The following is a 15351-nucleotide window of genomic DNA, read 5'->3' as shown; positions in this document are numbered from 1 at the left end:
TAGAATTTTATAAAATTAATTAAAAAAAAATGAAAAACATATTAACCGTTCTTTTAGTAGGAGTTCTTTTATACTCGTGTAATAAAAACAGTTCCTCAAAAAAGGCAGCAGAAACTTATCTTAAAACGCAGGAAGAGCAGTCTGTAGAAGCTGTACCACTAAAAACAGAGAATGATTCTGAAAAAGATATAAAAAAATCAACAGTTTCTTCAGTATTTTCAATAAAGCAAATTGTGGAGGGGTATCTGCCTTTAAAAAATGCTTTAACAAAGGATGATTCTAAAACAGCCTCATTAGAAGCTAAAAAACTGTATTCTATCTTAAAAAAACAGGATGGAAGTAAGCTAAATTCTGAAGTAAAAGATATTTTGGAAAGTGCAGCAGAGAATGCAGAACATATAGGTGAAAAATCTGACGATATAGCCCATCAGAGAGAACATCTGCTGTCCCTGAGTAATGATATTGCCGATTTAATCAAAGAAAAAGGAACCGACGGATTAAAATTATACCAGGACTTTTGTCCAATGTACAATAATGGAAAAGGAGGAACCTGGATCAGTGAGTCGGAAGAGATCATCAATCCGTATGAAGGGCAAAAAATGATCAACTGTGGATCTATAAAAAAAGTATTTTAAAATTGTAAAAAGTGATGAACCGGCACATAAAAAACATATTGTTAGGGTTTGTTCTAATTTTTTTACTTATTCAGATCATTCAGTCTGCCCGTAATATTGATTACGGGCAGGTTCCTTCAACAGATATTTCAAAGGTGTACAAACTTCCTGAGAATGTGCAATCTGTTCTTACAAATTCCTGTTATGATTGTCATAGCAATTCTACTCATTATCCGTTTTATTCCTATATACAGCCTTTAAGTTATTATCTTGAAAAACATATTAAAAAAGGAAAAGAAGAATTGAATTTTAATGAATGGGGTAGTTACAGCCGCCGTAAACAGGCCAATAAATTAGAATCTATTGCTCATCAGATACAACAGAAGAAAATGCCGCTTACCTCTTATACTTATCTTCATCCGGAAGCTAAACTTTCCGAAAAACAGATAGAAGAAATGGTCCGTTGGGTAGAGCAAATGCAGGTTGAAAATGAAAGATAAGGACTTAAAAAATAAAAGCCATCTCGTAAAAATGAGATGGCTTTGTTTTATTTATACAGCAGCTTTATTTAGAAGCTCCTGCAGTTTTTTCGCTTTTGGGTGTGTAAGTCACCTTTGAAATATCAACGGTCATTTCCTTCAGACGTTTTGCCACATTTTCAGGCATTTCTTTCTGATATCTACCTCCGATTACTTCAGCAAGGAATTTCTCCGTTTCAGCATACATTGCCATGCTGTTAACCGGCTTACGGAATCCATGGCCTTCATCATCAGCAAGAATGTAATTTACCTTTTTACCCTTATCACGAAGCGCAATGACAATCTGATCTGCTTCAGCCTGCTTCACTCTTGGATCATTAGCTCCCTGAACAATCAATAATGGTTTGTTGATTTTATCCACACTGAATAAAGGGCTGGCATCATGCATACGTTTTTTACCTTCTTCGGTTTTAGGATCACCTACCATTCCGTACAGGAAAGCACGTGCCGCTTCCCAGTAAGCAGGTACAGAATCCAATAAAGTAAAGAGGTTGCTTGGTCCTACAATATCTACTCCCGCAGCATATACATCCGGAGTGAAGGCTAAACCTGCCAGTGTTGCATATCCACCATAGCTTCCTCCCATGATCACTACTTTGTTTTTGTCTGCAATTCCCTTATCAATCAGGTATTTTACACCCCATGTGATATCGTCCTGCATCAGTTTTCCCCACTGAAGATCTCCGCCATTCTGGAACTTTTTACCATAACCACCACTCGCTCTGAAGTTAGGCTGTAATACTGCATATCCTCTGTTGGCTAAAAACTGTACCGTTGAATTGTACCCCCAATAATCCCTTGGACCCTTCGGACCTCCATGAACAAGAACAACGACAGGAACATTTTTGCCTGATGAACCTACAGGTAGAGTCAGATATGCCGGAATTTCAAGTCCGTCACTGCTTTTATAAGAAATAGGAGTCATTGCAGCCAGATACTTTTCAACCTTTTTTAATTCTGTTCTTGGGGTATACTGGAAAATCAGCTGTTTTGTTTTTGCATCAAAAAAATACGCTTCAGAAGCATATTTATCCCCTCCAACAGCAACTAAGAATTTAGAATAATCCTTGGTAGAGCTTGAAAAATTAACTTCTCTTCCAGGAAATTTACTTTGCAGAAATTTATAATTGTCCTCCCATGTTTTGTCTTTCCAGTAGTATTCTGTTTTGTCTCCGGTGTAAGAGGTGTAGATCATCTTTCTGGTATTTCTGTCCAGAAACAGCCCTCCAAAATCTACTTTATCTTTAGGGTCACTTTCTATTTTTGTAATCTGTTTGGTTTTCGGATCCATCAGGAATAAGGTAGATTTATCAAGATTCCCTTTGTTGGTTACCAGATAGAATTTAGAATTATCTTCATTCCAGTTTGAGATATAGGCACTTTCTGTTACCAAAGTCTCATAAATAGGAGTCAGTTTATCGCCTTCTTTATAAAAAAACTGGGTAGTTCCTTTATCATCCGTTTTGGAAAGGACTCTCAATTTTTCATCCCAGTCAAATTCATAGCTTGTGATACGGTCTGTATTTTCATAAATCTTTTTCAGCTCACCTGTAGAAATTTTCAATGAATATAAATCATGCCATGCTTTATCACGGTTATTTAATCCAATCATCAATAAATCAGGATCTTTTCTGCTCACCATATAGATCTGTGCTGTAACATCTTTAAGAGGTGTTATATTCCTGGATTCCGGAACTCCGGTGGTAACTTTTGCCATAGGATCTACGGCGAAAATATTCATGTTTTCATCTCCGTTACCATCTTTTACATAAAGAATATACTTTCCGTCTTCTGACCAGAAATATCCGTTCATCGGGCGTTTGCTATCCGTGAGTGGACGGGCTTTTTCAAAAGGTTCATCAATTTTTTTTACCCATATATTCATGATACCGCCATATTCTTTTGTAAAGGAAATCCATTTTCCATCCGGGCTCAACTGTCCTCCGGAAATTTCCGGATTTCCAAAAAATAATCCTCTGTCCAGTACCGGGACCTCCTGTGCTTGTGCTGTATGTACTCCTATGAATAAGAGCAATACGTAAAAGATTTTTTTCATGTTTTTAATTTTAGTTGTTATTAATAAATCGAATATAATTTTTTAAATTTTATATTTTTCTTAAACCGGACTTCTACATTTCCAGTTGTATAATCTTTTTAGCCATTTTTTGATTGATGCTCTCCGGAATCATACCCATCAGAAAATTACGTATTGAATTTCCTCTTTCCCATTGAGAAACTTTTCCTATGGTTCGGCTTGTGTTGACAATATAATCTACTTTTTTTCTTCTGATGCTTTGAAATGCTTCAAAAACCGCATTGAAATCCTGATTTTTTTCCAGCAGTTTTCCAATGATATAAGCATCTTCAATTGCCTGGCAGGCACCTTGTCCCATATTGGGAGTTGTGGCATGAGCAGCATCTCCAATCAGACATAAATTTTCAGAATACCATTTGGGAATAGGTGAGAGGTCAGAAATTGTGTTACAAATAATATTTTCGTCTGCAGTAGCTTCGATAAGTTGTAATACCAAAGAATCAAAATCATTAAAAATCTCTGCGATTTCAGTATATTTCCCAAAGCTTTTTTCATTCACGCAGGCATACCAGTATACTTTTTTATCAGAAATTTTTACAAATCCAAAACGTTTTCCTTTTCCCCACATTTCAAAGGCCTCCTGATGATGTTTCTCAGGCAGATCGAAATCTAAAAGACCACGCCAGCATTTTTGCCCTGAATTACGGATCATTCCGGTTTTTAGAATCTGGTTTCGGATAGGGGATTTTATGCCGTCAGCTCCAAAAACAATCTGACTTTCAAATTGATTTCCGTTTTCAAAATCTAAAATATAGTTTCCCTTTTTTTCAATTTTTTGTAGAGAATGATTCAGTTTAATGGAATCGGAAGGAAGGTTTTCAGCTAAAATCTTCTGGAGCTCAGCCCGGTGAATTGCAACATTGCATGAATTGTATTGAGTTTCAAGTTCCAGAATTTCTGTCTTGGAGATAGTTTGTAACGATTCATTGGCAATAACAATTCTGTGAATTTTATTACCTGCTTTTTCAATTTTTTCCTTTAAACCCAGTTGATCAAAGACCTGCATCGCATTTACCGCCATCATAATCCCGGCTCCTACAGGTTTTATTTCGGAAGCGGATTCATAGATCGTGAAATCATACTGATGCTGTTTCAGTACATTTCCGAGAGTTAACCCTCCGATTCCGGCCCCGATGATTGAAATGGTGTTCATAAGTTTTTTGTTGGATGATTGAGACTCTTGATGTTATGCAGTTTTTAAGGCGAGGATTTTACCTTTAAAATTTGATTCTGCATATTTAAATTTATATTGTTAAAATATAGCTTTCCGATACCTTTTTAAAACCATACTTACTAAAAAAGTTGTGAGCTCCATGATTGTTGACCCCACTTTCCAATAGGATAAAGCTGATATTCCAGTCTTTAGATTCATGAATAGCTTTCTCCAAAAGCTTACTTCCAAGTGACTGACCTCTTACAGACTGATCCAGCAGCATATCCTCCAGAATTGCATACTTTTTAAAAAGGCTGTTGATCACATTGAAAACCATCATTCCAACAATTTCCCCATTTTCATTTTCTGCAATTAAAATATTCAGCTTGGAGCTGCCATCAGAATTAAAATCAGTAATCAGCTGCTCGGTAAGAATCAGTTCAAGATCCGGATTCCAGTGATGGGAATCAATAGCTCTGCCGGACATCATTTCGCCATGGGAAATATAAGAATCTGTTTTATGGGTAATAAAAAAGTCTACCAGTTCTTTAACGCGGGCTTTATCAGTGAGCCATTTTGTAGTATATTTCATGAGGTGTAATGGTGTTTATTTTAATTTTTTCAATTCTCCCAGCAGTTGATTCTGCTTATTGATAAATTGGTTAAGGCTGTCCGTTTTCAAAGGATGAGCATTTTGATATTTTTCAATTTCAGGAAGAGTATTTCTGATTTTGAATACAATATATTGATCATAAAGCACTGCTTTATTCACCTTTATTTTGCCGATGAGATCTCTGATAGCTTGTGTTTTTACATCATATTTTTTAGAGCTTGCCTTTATTTCTTCTTCAATATGCTTTTTGATAATGGAATCGGTTACAGAGCTAGATAATGTAGTAGCATCATTATAGTATATTTCTGATTTTCCGATAATATCATCATATTCCGAAATAGCGGTTTCGGTTTCTTTTTGAATGTTTTCTATTCTGTTGTCCAGTTCCTGTAAGGATTTATCATTTTTTATAAGTTCCTCATAGATTTCATGAACAAGGTTTCCACCACGTGAGTATGTGGCATTTTTCTTAATAGATCCTGAAACTGAAGATTCAGCATTGTCAACTGCATTTTCTACTATAGGAGCTTGCCGTGATTTGTTTTCTTTGCAGGAAATTACGGAGAAAGCCAGGATAGAGGCGAAAAGTATTTTTTTCATAGTCTGTTTTATTTTGGTGTATTATCAACGTCATATCCCAACAACTAAAATTACTCATTTAGATTTTACCACAAATGAGTAAAGGATATGATTTTAATTAGTTGAACAAACGATGAAAAATGTTACAGAAGTCCGCACACTTGTGTTATACTTCATGTCATATCTATGTAATAGGCGTTTTTTAGAAGTGATTTTACTCTTTTTGTATTATTGCGGCTTAAATATTAAAAAAATAGTAATGGGGAAAAAAACTATTCTCTTATGTTCTTTGATCATCTCATCATTAGCATATTCACAAGTAGGAATTAATACGACGAACCCTCAAGGCACTTTCCATGTTGATGGAGCTAAAGACAATCCTTCTACAGGAGCTCCCTCCACAGCTCAACAGGCTAATGATTTTACTGTAACTCCTGCCGGAACTGTGGGAATTGGGGTAACGGTTCCAACTAACACTCTTGATGTTAATGGGACTGCAAGAATAAGAACTATCAATTCTGCTTCATCAGGAACTGTTTTGTCTTCTGTTTATGTAGATGCTACAGGGGTTGTAATGAAGCAAGCAGGTTCAACTACTGGTGAGGTAAGATCTAATAGTGGTTCTATTGGAGCTGGAGTTAATGCTGCATATTTAACAGGTATCCCTAATGGTTTATATATGCTTGCTATCACAACCGTTAACGGTTGTGATGATGCTACTACCGTTAATTACTTGGTTCATAGTTATGGGTCTAATAGTTATTATGGTCTTAAAGGAATAAATGGGTTTTTAACCAGTACTTTTGGTTCCCCAACATATGCTCAGACAGCAAGGAATACTGTTGCTGTGACATGGCCAGGTCTTGGGGGATGTGGTGATGGTGGTAATGCAACAGCATTTAATTATACTGTAACTATGCCAGCTGCAGGACAGATCAATATAATAAATAACGGAAACGTAGCAAGAAATTACAAATTAACTCTTACTAGAAATGATTAAAAGTAGCTTGTTTTTTTGAAATCGGGATATCGTCTCCGAATAAATTGGCGATAATATTACGGTACTTAGTTATCCGGAGAAAAGTGTTTCTCCGGGTTTTTTGTGTATCTGATCTCAAAGAAAGTGAAATTGATGTGTTTGAACAAACTAAAAATGTTACATCAATTATACAATGCATATTAAATAGGTTGCTTTATCGATGAATTACAATAAAAAACGGAGCCTGAAAAACAGACTCCGCCTATAAAATTTTTTACGCTAAAATTATTTACCCAGGTAAGATTTAAGAATCTTGCTTCTGGTATTGTGTTTTAGTCTCTTAATTGCTTTTTCTTTGATCTGACGAACTCTCTCTCTTGTAAGATCGAAAGTTTCACCAATTTCTTCTAAAGTCATTGGGTGTTTTCCGTTCAGTCCGAAGTATAATCTTACCAAATCAGCCTCTCTTGGCGTCAAAGTATTCAATGCTCTTTCAATCTCAATTTGCAGAGATTCAAGCATCAGATCTTTATCAGGACTTGGAGATTCTCCTGAACGCAATACATCATAAAGATTAGAATCTTCACCTTCTACTAAAGGTGCATCCATAGACAGGTGTCTTCCGGAGTTTTTCATTGATTCTTTGATATCTTCCTCGCTCATGTCAAGAACTTCAGCCAATTCTTCCGGAGAAGGTGGTCTTTCATTTTCCTGCTCAAGGTGAGCGTATGCTTTATTGATTTTGTTGATAGAACCAATCTTGTTCAATGGTAGTCTTACAATTCTTGACTGCTCAGCCAATGCCTGTAAAATTGATTGACGGATCCACCATACTGCATAAGAGATAAATTTGAAACCTCTAGTTTCATCGTACCTTTTTGCCGCTTTCATCAATCCTAGGTTACCTTCATTGATCAAATCGGGTAAAGAAAGACCTTGATTTTGGTATTGCTTGGATACAGAAACTACGAAACGAAGGTTGGCTTTGATTAATTTCTCCAGTGCGGCTCTGTCGCCTGCACGTATTCTTTGTGCCAATTCTACTTCTTCGTCCGCAGTGATCAGTTCCACTTTACCAATTTCCTGCAAATACTTGTCTAATGAAGCAGTTTCCCTGTTGGTAACCTGCTTAGTGATTTTTAATTGTCTCATTTATTTTATCCTCAAAAAAGAGTTACTATAATATATACGTATGAAAAGGTAAAAAGGTTACACAAGTTTTATTTTTTTTTGTAAAATGTACAAAGTAAAATGTATGAATGTTTTATTGTTTTTGTGTAATTGATTGATATAAAGCGAATTAATGTGGTCTAAGTAGAGCGTTTTTGCATAATGTAAAAAGTAAAATAAATGAATATTTTTTCAGATATATTTTAATAAATTGATAACTAGCATGTTATGATTTATTTCATTTAAAAACCAAAGTATACATCAATAAGAGGATCTGAAATTCTTTAAAAAACCTCGTAAATTCCCTAAACCCTAAACCCTAAACCCTAAACCCTAAACTTTAAACAAAAAAAACGAAACCGAAGTCTCGTTTTTATATCTAAGAATACTTTTTAAGCTGTCTTTACTTAATCCACAACTTACAATCCGTATTTAGAAAAGCTCATTTAATACTTTTGCCAGTCTCAATCCTCCGTACAATAGTTGTCTTTCTACAGTATCATTGAACTTATACTGATAGTCGTAAGATAATTTAGAATCGTTAGGAGTCTGTGCATAGATCTTGTTGGCAATTTTATGAGAATCGTACAACCAGTCTTCCAGTGTCCCGGACTGTATCTGTGCTACTTCTTCTTTAGATTTGATATCCAGAAGCTTAGAATACTCCGTGTAGCTGTATTTTTGAGAATCCACCAATTTCCCGTCCCAAACGGAGTGTAAATTAGTTTTTTCCCCGAAATAGGTCACATTGATTTTGTTTCCACCTAAATCTTCTGCTCTTCCCACATGAAGGGGTTGTGCAAGATCTCCCATAATATGGATAAGGAAGATTAAAGCAATTTTTCTGTCTTTTTCAGAAGTCTTTTTGTCTTTGATCTGGCTGGATAATGTGTTTACCTGAGTGTAAAGGCTTGGTCCTGCCTGTGCTTTTAAGTTTTGTTCAAAAGCTTTAAAGTCGGTCATCGGATCAATATTTACATAATGCCATGATGAAGCCTGTTTCCATGCTCCAGTGGTATCAGATTTGATGAAGTCCGGCCAGTTGGCCCAGTACGCCAGGCGTTCTTTTCCCATCATCTTTTTAATTTCTCTTCTTGCTTTTCGGGAAAGATGGTTTTCTGCAATGTCTGCAATAACCCTGTGTCCCGTTAATCCCCATGCATAAGAATAAAGTGAAGAGGCCATGAATGCTAAAATCAGAATTTTAGAATAAATACTTTTCATTTTAAATAACAATTTTCAGTCTGCAAAGATACGGCCCGCTTTCGGAATGAGCATGCATTATCCTGAATTTATTCCATAAGATGATGTTAATAAAATTTAATCTAAATAAAAGACCTATTTATATTACGTTTGAAAACTGATATTTTTCAGAAAAAGAGGATAAATAACTGATGAGAAGTAGGAGAGCATAAGGTTCTTTATATAAGGAAGACCTAAAAAACGGTATCTCAACCTTAAACCCTAAGCCTAGAATTTTGAACCCTTAACCATTTGATTATGAATAGTTAATTTTATATTTTAAAAAACAAACGAACCTTCTATTTACCGTATTTTTACGGAATTTGCTTGAATTTATTCCTTTTAATGTCAATAAATTATTATTTTTAGGATAAAATTATTAGTAAAATATTTTTTCAAACTTATGAGATATATTATCTTTACAAGTCATAATCAGAGGAAACACTATGTATGAGACTAATATTGTAGATATGCATTACAATAAGCTGCAGACAGACTTTAAAGCTGAAGCTGTGGCTGTTAATCTATTGAAATACCATCGTGCGGTAAGTAATATATTCATTGAGCGTGTTGGCGTGAACGACCGTGCTTACCTGAAGGATATAAAGAGCATTTCAAGCAGTTATTTGGGATTTGATGAGGAAGTATTTACCATAGAGAGTTACAGGGAGGGTATTTATGACTATCTTCCGGAAGGCTTATTTCATCCGCCATCTCTTGGAGCTTCCAGAAAGAATGTAGATACTGTGGTAAGGGAAATCCGCAAACAGAAAAGAGTAGAAGATGATGCCCGTAAGTTTTTCCGCCCTTTTGAACTGGAAGTTTTTTTTACGGAAATCAGTGCTTTACTTAAAGAATCAGAATTTGATATTACGAGCAATACGGATTCTTTATTGGAAACGGTAAGTGAGCTTTGGCCTCTGATAAAGATGCTGGATAAACAGAGTGCTTATATTTTTATGCATATTCTGCCATTTTTCCACCAGATCCGGGGAGACAAAAAATGGTTTGAAAGGTGTATGACTGCTTTTCTGCAGGTACCGGTAAACGTAACTTTTTCACCCAACATCATTGATGAGATTGAGAAAAATGATAATTCCATGCTATTGGGAAATTCAAGATTAGGAGTAACCTATATTCCAAGTGGTCCGCATATGGACGGGCAGCGAAACTGGGTGGTGAATATTGGTCCTATTCGATATGAAGATATGAAAAAATATATCCCGGGAAGTCCGTTCAGAAATGTACTTCAGTCACTCTATGATTATTTTCTTCCGGTAACAGTTGACGTGGAAGAGAATTTTGTTACAGAAAAAGAGGAATATTCATTCAGTCTTGAAGACGATGGAAGAAATGCCAGCCGCCTTGGATACTCTACATTTCTCTAAATTATTTTATTATATTTACAGCTACCAACAAAGTATAAATTCGAAAAGAAACAAATGGAAATTTCTTCAGTAAAAGGTATTTTTCTAAGGTATATCTTAATGCCTTTAATCGCAATTATTATGATGGTTATACTGGGTGTAATCCGGAGAAATAAACCTGCAATAAAAATTAAAGTAATTATTATATACGTGCTTCTGTGCAGTCTATGCCTGGCTATTCCGGGATTTTTTGGATTTGCCGGAAATCTCTTTAATCCGTACTGGTATCTCATCGCACAGGTTATTTACCTTATTTTTGGGATTATTCATGTGAATTTATTGCATAAATATTTCAAAAAGCATATCGAATCTCTGGCAATGAGTATTCTGTTTGAGTCTATACTTTCATTAACGTGTATTGCTTTGGGAGGGTATCTTTTTACACTGATCTTTAACTGGATGAGTAAAGGATTGGGATATTCTGTAATGGCGGCAACAAGTATGCTGATCTTTGTAGTTCCAATGGTATTTTATTACTGTTATATCCAGTTTATCACGATTCCTTTTGATATTTATAAAACATGGAGATATTCACCGGAGCAGAAGCTGCCTGATTTCGAGGGTGCCGATTTTGACCGATTAATGGTATTGAATGTTGAATTGAGCAAAAAATTAGAAGATACCAACCGTTTCAGAATCAAAGCGAAAACACTTCCAACGGGAGTTACTTTCGGAGATTGGTTCTACAGGGTAGTGGATGATTATAACCATAAGAATCCGGGTTCTGTTATTCATCTTTCAGACGAAGGAAATGAACCTTATTACTGGATCTTTTACACTAAAAAATCGTTTTTCAGCTTTAGAAAATATATAGATTTCGACCACGACATTACAACAAACAGCATTTCTGAAAATGAAGTGGTGATTTGTAAGAGAGTTATTCAGCATGAAGAGGAGGGAGTCGCAAAAAAATCATAATCACAAAAAATTAAAAAGTATTAAACATGATACAGCCTATTAAACATTTTGCAATCAATTGGGTGGATGGGATGAAGGTTTCCCAGAGACACCTGAATGATCAGGATAATTTCTTAATTGATACCATCAGAGATTCCAATTCCCTTGGAATTACTACATATAATTACGGACTTCTGCCTATTTCCAACGAATTTACAGACCGTACCATTTTTGATGTTCACAATACGGCAACCAATGATGTACAGCTTGTTATCAAGCGTTGCAGCGCTGTGACAATGGCTGGATACCGTATTGAGCTGACAGACAGAAGAATCAGCGTGAAGTCTTTGGCAAAATCCATGAATGAAGAGCAGGCAGACGGAGAATATTATATCTTAATCTCAGTAAATCCTTTTGATAAAGTTCCTTTTGGAGATATTGACCCTGAAGAAATTCCGCCGCGCCACCCAAGTGCACAGCCGAATCACCATATTGAACTGCTTCCTGTAACTTCTTTAAACAGCAGCTATTCGGGAGGGAACTACCTAATCATTGGAAAAGTAGATTTAAAAGGAAATATTGCTCAGGTAGATTCCAACTTTATTCCGCCATGTACTTCTGTACAGAGTCATCCGGCTTTGGTAGAGTATTACAGCAGCTATGCAAAGTCTATCGGGAATCTTCAGCAGTATGCTTTTAAAATTATTCAGAAGACCTCTCACAAAAATCAAAATACAGCTTTGGCACAAAATGTTAAGTTTCTGTGCAGTACCATGGTGAATACCTTTGGAGATATGTATTTCCAGTTCAGAAATATTACTCCATGGCAGCCACCTGTATTTCTGATCGAGTCTTTTGCGAGATTAGCCCTTCATTTATATAATTCTACCCAGCTTCTTGTTCCTGCTGAATTGGAAGAAATGCTGAATTATAGCTTAGAGTGGAGTGAGATTGCTCCCCACACCTTATTGAACCAGCTTTCTATTGTAGCAGAGACCAATTATGATCATCATAACTGTGGTGAGCCATTGCTTTATATTCAGCAGATGCTGAGAAGCCTTGAAACAATTTTCTCTAAACTGAGCGAGCTTGATTACATCGGTCAGAGAAAAGAAAACATCATCGTTAACGAACAAGAGGTTTCTACAAATACAAACCCTAAGAGAGGTTGGAGTGTATTAGACTAATACAACCATCGTTAAAAATATAAATCCCGAATGAAAATTCGGGATTTTTTATGGTATATACAGATTATGGAAATAAATTATTATTCCGGCTTTTTGTTTTTGTCAAGAAGATCAAGAGTATGCTCTACATGTCCGCCTCCTTTCCATTCATCATGACCTGGAATAATCAGGGTTGCCTGTGAATATTTGTTTTTCAGCTTTGTCATGGTTTGTGGCCACTGTGCGACGTTGGCTTCTCCGGTATAACCGAGATCAACTGCTGCTTTGCTCTTCACAAGACATCCTCCGTCCAGAATTTTATATTTTGGGAACCATACCACTACATTATCGGCGGTATGTCCTTCTCCAAGAAAGTCTACCACAAATTCTTCCCCGCCAATACGGTAAGGTTTCCCTGTTTTAATGATTTCTGTAGAAGTAGCTTTTCCATCTTTCTTCAACAGTTCATTGGTTTTTGCTGTTGCATAAGTTTTAATTCCTTTGTTGTTATAAAAGCTTAAATCTCCGGCTCTGTCTTCATGTGAATGTGTTGCAAATACTGCAATAACAGGAAGATTATGACGTTTTTGAATCGTATCCAGCAAGCTTTGATATTGGGTTTTCTGCCATGGCACATCAAATAAGACAACTCCTTTTTTTGTAACCAGATAAACAGCATTGGTAGAATATTCTTTACCTCCAAATACGCCAAAAGTTTTGTAAATATAAAAGTTGGGTTTAATCTGTGGTTCAATCACAAAATCTCTTACCTGAGTTGTCTGAGCGTTTGTAAATGGACTTAATAACATCGAAATAATAAAAAACGGAATGCTTTTTTTCATAATTTTTTTTGGTAATAATTAAAATGTTGGTATTTGTCAGAAAGACAAAGTTTGTAGAATATTTTGCAAACCTAATTAAAAATTAATTTTCAGGTATTTTATGAAAGAGAGTTTAACCGTTTTTTAACAGTTATAGAATAGAAATATGTTATTTTAAGAGTTCAAAAATATTTAGTATGATATTGCCGGAATGAAAAACCTCACAGATTGTAAAGTCTGTGAGGTTTATTTTGATTGTTTAAGATTATTTCTTAATCAATATTTTTTCAGTCGCTTTTTTGCTTAAAATTTCCGTTTTGCCATCAATTTCTATGGTCATAGATTTATCAAAACTTTCTACTTTAACGACTTTTACTTTAGTGTTGAGGAGAAGTTTCCTATCGTTGAGATAAGTTAAAAAAGCATCATCAGATAAGGTGACTGAGGCAAAAGTAACGTTTTCACCAGCTTCACAGTTGCTTAGTTTCTGCAGATCCTGAGAAATAATATTTCCGTCTTTGTCAGGAATAGGTTCTCCATGAGGATCAAATTTAGGATAATCCAGGATTTCATCCATTTTATCAAAGAAGATCTGAGAATGTACATGCTCAAGTTGTTCTGCAATCTCATGAACGTTTTCCCAGCCAAAATTCATTTTTTTGACCAGAAACATTTCGGTAAGTCTATGTTTTCGAACTACCAGAGCAGCTTCCCGTCTTCCGTTTTCTGTAACGATTAAAGGTTTGTAGGTTTCATAAATGACCCACTTTTTCTCTGCAAACTTTTTCATCATATTATTGACACTCGGCATTTTTACATTTAAAAATTTACTGAGTTCATTAATCGTAACCTTTCCTTCATTGTCAACTAAATGAAACAAAGCTTTCAGGTAATTCTCTTCTGTTAGGGTTGTTTTCAAAATGTTAGATGATTTTCAATACAAATCTAACAAAATAAAATGAAAAGTTTACTCTTGTTATTTTAACTTTTTTTACTTTTACTCTATGAAATTTTCATTCAAAAATGATTATTCTGAAGGATGCCACCCCAATATTTTACAGGCTCTTTTACAGCATAATCTAGATCAGCAGGCCGGATATGGAGAAGATGAGTATTCATTAAAAGCAAAAACATTAATTAAAGAAAAAATCAACAATCACAATTCTGAAGTTTTTCTGGTTTCAGGAGGAACGCAAGCTAACTTAATTGTTATTTCAGCAATCTTAAAACCTTATCAATGTGTGATTTCTGCCGCTCCCGGCCATATTCTAAATAATGAAACAGGAGCTATTGAAGCCACAGGTCATAAAGTATTGAGTATTGAAACTGCAGATGGAAAACTAAGACCGTCAGACATCATCCCGGTTTTAGAAGGACATAGCAATGTACCACACCAGGTGATGCCTAAGCTGGTGTATATATCCAATTCTACAGAGCTGGGAACTATTTATCAGGCAAAAGAACTGGAAGAGCTTTCAGTATTTTGTAGGCAAAATAAGCTATACCTGTTTATGGACGGAGCAAGATTGGGACATGGGCTGACATCAGAAATCAGTGATCTTACCCTGGAAAAAGTAGCTCTTCTGACGGATGTCTTTTACCTTGGAGGAACTAAAAACGGTGCGCTGATAGGAGAAGCTATTGTTATTAATAATCCGGTTCTTCAGGAGGATTTTGCATTTAATATCAAACAGAAAGGTGCATTATTAGCGAAAGGAAGGCTGTTGGGAATACAGTTTATGGAACTGATGAAGGATAATCTGTATTTTGATCTGGCAAAGCATGCCAATCATCAGGCTATGAAAATTAAGAATGCTTTGCAGAAAAAAGGAGCGGCATTTCTTTCAGATACCTATACCAATCAGATTTTTCCTATTCTGAGTAACGAACTTATTGAGATTCTGTCTGAAAAATTTGAATTCTATGTCTGGAAAAAAGTAGATGAGAATTTTTCGGCCATTCGTCTTATTACTTCCTGGAATACAGGTGATGAAGCAGTAAACCGCTTTATTGAAATTATAGAAACGGAATTACCATAAAATAAAAACAGCCTTAT

At 35.5% G+C, this 15351-nt stretch carries 15 protein-coding genes; 7 read left to right on the top strand and 8 right to left on the bottom strand.

What is annotated here, in order from left to right:
- Window positions 1-29: 29 nt before the first annotated feature.
- On the top strand, window positions 30-635 hold the full coding sequence (locus tag CHRYMOREF3P_RS02925; protein WP_180563826.1) for a DUF3347 domain-containing protein: 606 nt from the start codon (window positions 30-32) through the stop codon (window positions 633-635).
- A gap of 14 nt (window positions 636-649) precedes the next feature.
- Complete coding sequence (locus CHRYMOREF3P_RS02920) at window positions 650-1114, top strand: heme-binding domain-containing protein (protein WP_180563825.1); 465 nt, start codon at window positions 650-652, stop codon at window positions 1112-1114.
- Window positions 1115-1178: 64 nt separating this feature from the next.
- On the opposite strand, the gene CHRYMOREF3P_RS02915 is transcribed toward CHRYMOREF3P_RS02920, so the two are convergent.
- From CHRYMOREF3P_RS02915 to CHRYMOREF3P_RS02900, 4 genes are all read right to left on the bottom strand, one after another.
- Window positions 1179-3209: a S9 family peptidase gene (locus CHRYMOREF3P_RS02915; RefSeq protein WP_180563824.1), complete on the bottom strand. Its 2031-nt coding sequence runs from the start codon at window positions 3207-3209 to the stop codon at window positions 1179-1181.
- 73 nt (window positions 3210-3282) lie between these two features.
- Window positions 3283-4401 (bottom strand): FAD-dependent monooxygenase, encoded by a 1119-nt coding sequence (locus CHRYMOREF3P_RS02910; RefSeq protein WP_077417141.1) that lies wholly within the window; start codon window positions 4399-4401, stop codon window positions 3283-3285.
- A gap of 91 nt (window positions 4402-4492) precedes the next feature.
- Window positions 4493-4993, bottom strand: a complete 501-nt coding sequence (locus CHRYMOREF3P_RS02905; protein WP_180563823.1) for a GNAT family N-acetyltransferase — start codon at window positions 4991-4993, stop codon at window positions 4493-4495.
- Window positions 4994-5008: 15 nt separating this feature from the next.
- Entirely contained in the window at window positions 5009-5614 is a 606-nt protein-coding gene (locus CHRYMOREF3P_RS02900; RefSeq protein ID WP_180563822.1) for a hypothetical protein, read from the bottom strand.
- 238 nt (window positions 5615-5852) lie between these two features.
- On the opposite strand from CHRYMOREF3P_RS02900, the gene CHRYMOREF3P_RS02895 reads away from it, so the two are divergent.
- Window positions 5853-6593, top strand: coding sequence for a hypothetical protein (locus CHRYMOREF3P_RS02895; protein ID WP_180563821.1), 741 nt, complete (start codon window positions 5853-5855; stop codon window positions 6591-6593).
- Between the two features lie 264 nt (window positions 6594-6857).
- On the opposite strand, the gene CHRYMOREF3P_RS02890 is transcribed toward CHRYMOREF3P_RS02895, so the two are convergent.
- The gene (locus tag CHRYMOREF3P_RS02890) at window positions 6858-7724 is read right to left on the bottom strand and encodes an RNA polymerase sigma factor RpoD/SigA (protein ID WP_002979276.1); all 867 of its coding nucleotides are present in this window, start codon (window positions 7722-7724) and stop codon (window positions 6858-6860) included.
- Window positions 7725-8174: 450 nt separating this feature from the next.
- Window positions 8175-8966 carry a S1/P1 nuclease gene (locus CHRYMOREF3P_RS02885; RefSeq protein ID WP_077417147.1) on the bottom strand — a complete coding sequence of 264 codons (792 nt, stop codon included), beginning with the start codon at window positions 8964-8966 and terminating at the stop codon, window positions 8175-8177.
- A gap of 488 nt (window positions 8967-9454) precedes the next feature.
- Between CHRYMOREF3P_RS02885 and CHRYMOREF3P_RS02880 the strand changes: the two genes are divergently transcribed.
- The 3 genes from CHRYMOREF3P_RS02880 to CHRYMOREF3P_RS02870 are packed head-to-tail and all read left to right on the top strand — an operon-like array spanning window position 9455 to window position 12495.
- Window positions 9455-10372 (top strand): type VI secretion system baseplate subunit TssG, encoded by a 918-nt coding sequence (locus CHRYMOREF3P_RS02880; protein WP_232538961.1) that lies wholly within the window; start codon window positions 9455-9457, stop codon window positions 10370-10372.
- A 54-nt stretch (window positions 10373-10426) separates the two neighbouring features.
- Complete coding sequence (locus CHRYMOREF3P_RS02875; RefSeq protein WP_077417149.1) at window positions 10427-11329, top strand: TssN family type VI secretion system protein; 903 nt, start codon at window positions 10427-10429, stop codon at window positions 11327-11329.
- A 26-nt stretch (window positions 11330-11355) separates the two neighbouring features.
- On the top strand, window positions 11356-12495 hold the full coding sequence (locus CHRYMOREF3P_RS02870; RefSeq protein WP_047374599.1) for a hypothetical protein: 1140 nt from the start codon (window positions 11356-11358) through the stop codon (window positions 12493-12495).
- An 80-nt stretch (window positions 12496-12575) separates the two neighbouring features.
- On the opposite strand, the gene blaIND is transcribed toward CHRYMOREF3P_RS02870, so the two are convergent.
- Both blaIND and CHRYMOREF3P_RS02860 read right to left on the bottom strand, forming a co-directional pair.
- On the bottom strand, window positions 12576-13316 hold the full coding sequence (gene blaIND / locus CHRYMOREF3P_RS02865) for an IND family subclass B1 metallo-beta-lactamase (RefSeq protein WP_180563820.1): 741 nt from the start codon (window positions 13314-13316) through the stop codon (window positions 12576-12578).
- A 244-nt stretch (window positions 13317-13560) separates the two neighbouring features.
- Window positions 13561-14214, bottom strand: a complete 654-nt coding sequence (locus CHRYMOREF3P_RS02860; RefSeq protein ID WP_180563819.1) for a metal-dependent transcriptional regulator — start codon at window positions 14212-14214, stop codon at window positions 13561-13563.
- A gap of 85 nt (window positions 14215-14299) precedes the next feature.
- Here CHRYMOREF3P_RS02860 and CHRYMOREF3P_RS02855 point away from each other — a divergent pair, with 85 nt between their 5' ends.
- Window positions 14300-15334: a threonine aldolase family protein gene (locus tag CHRYMOREF3P_RS02855; RefSeq protein WP_077417155.1), complete on the top strand. Its 1035-nt coding sequence runs from the start codon at window positions 14300-14302 to the stop codon at window positions 15332-15334.
- Window positions 15335-15351: the final 17 nt, after the last annotated feature.

The sequence above is a fragment of the Chryseobacterium sp. JV274 genome (assembly GCF_903969135.1).
Taxonomy (GTDB): Bacteria; Bacteroidota; Bacteroidia; order Flavobacteriales; family Weeksellaceae; genus Chryseobacterium.
This window is presented reverse-complemented; position numbering and strand designations above follow the sequence as displayed.

Coding starts and splice junctions, on each gene's coding strand:
- CHRYMOREF3P_RS02905 (WP_180563823.1), bottom strand. CDS start 4,993: ATGAAATATACTACAAAATGGCTCACTGATAAAGCCCGCGTTAAAGAA.
- CHRYMOREF3P_RS02925 (WP_180563826.1), top strand. CDS start 30: ATGAAAAACATATTAACCGTTCTTTTAGTAGGAGTTCTTTTATACTCG.
- CHRYMOREF3P_RS02885 (WP_077417147.1), bottom strand. CDS start 8,966: ATGAAAAGTATTTATTCTAAAATTCTGATTTTAGCATTCATGGCCTCT.
- CHRYMOREF3P_RS02855 (WP_077417155.1), top strand. CDS start 14,300: ATGAAATTTTCATTCAAAAATGATTATTCTGAAGGATGCCACCCCAAT.
- CHRYMOREF3P_RS02875 (WP_077417149.1), top strand. CDS start 10,427: ATGGAAATTTCTTCAGTAAAAGGTATTTTTCTAAGGTATATCTTAATG.
- CHRYMOREF3P_RS02900 (WP_180563822.1), bottom strand. CDS start 5,614: ATGAAAAAAATACTTTTCGCCTCTATCCTGGCTTTCTCCGTAATTTCC.
- blaIND (WP_180563820.1), bottom strand. CDS start 13,316: ATGAAAAAAAGCATTCCGTTTTTTATTATTTCGATGTTATTAAGTCCA.
- CHRYMOREF3P_RS02880 (WP_232538961.1), top strand. CDS start 9,455: ATGCATTACAATAAGCTGCAGACAGACTTTAAAGCTGAAGCTGTGGCT.
- CHRYMOREF3P_RS02895 (WP_180563821.1), top strand. CDS start 5,853: ATGGGGAAAAAAACTATTCTCTTATGTTCTTTGATCATCTCATCATTA.
- CHRYMOREF3P_RS02910 (WP_077417141.1), bottom strand. CDS start 4,401: ATGAACACCATTTCAATCATCGGGGCCGGAATCGGAGGGTTAACTCTC.
- CHRYMOREF3P_RS02870 (WP_047374599.1), top strand. CDS start 11,356: ATGATACAGCCTATTAAACATTTTGCAATCAATTGGGTGGATGGGATG.
- CHRYMOREF3P_RS02920 (WP_180563825.1), top strand. CDS start 650: ATGAACCGGCACATAAAAAACATATTGTTAGGGTTTGTTCTAATTTTT.
- CHRYMOREF3P_RS02890 (WP_002979276.1), bottom strand. CDS start 7,724: ATGAGACAATTAAAAATCACTAAGCAGGTTACCAACAGGGAAACTGCT.
- CHRYMOREF3P_RS02915 (WP_180563824.1), bottom strand. CDS start 3,209: ATGAAAAAAATCTTTTACGTATTGCTCTTATTCATAGGAGTACATACA.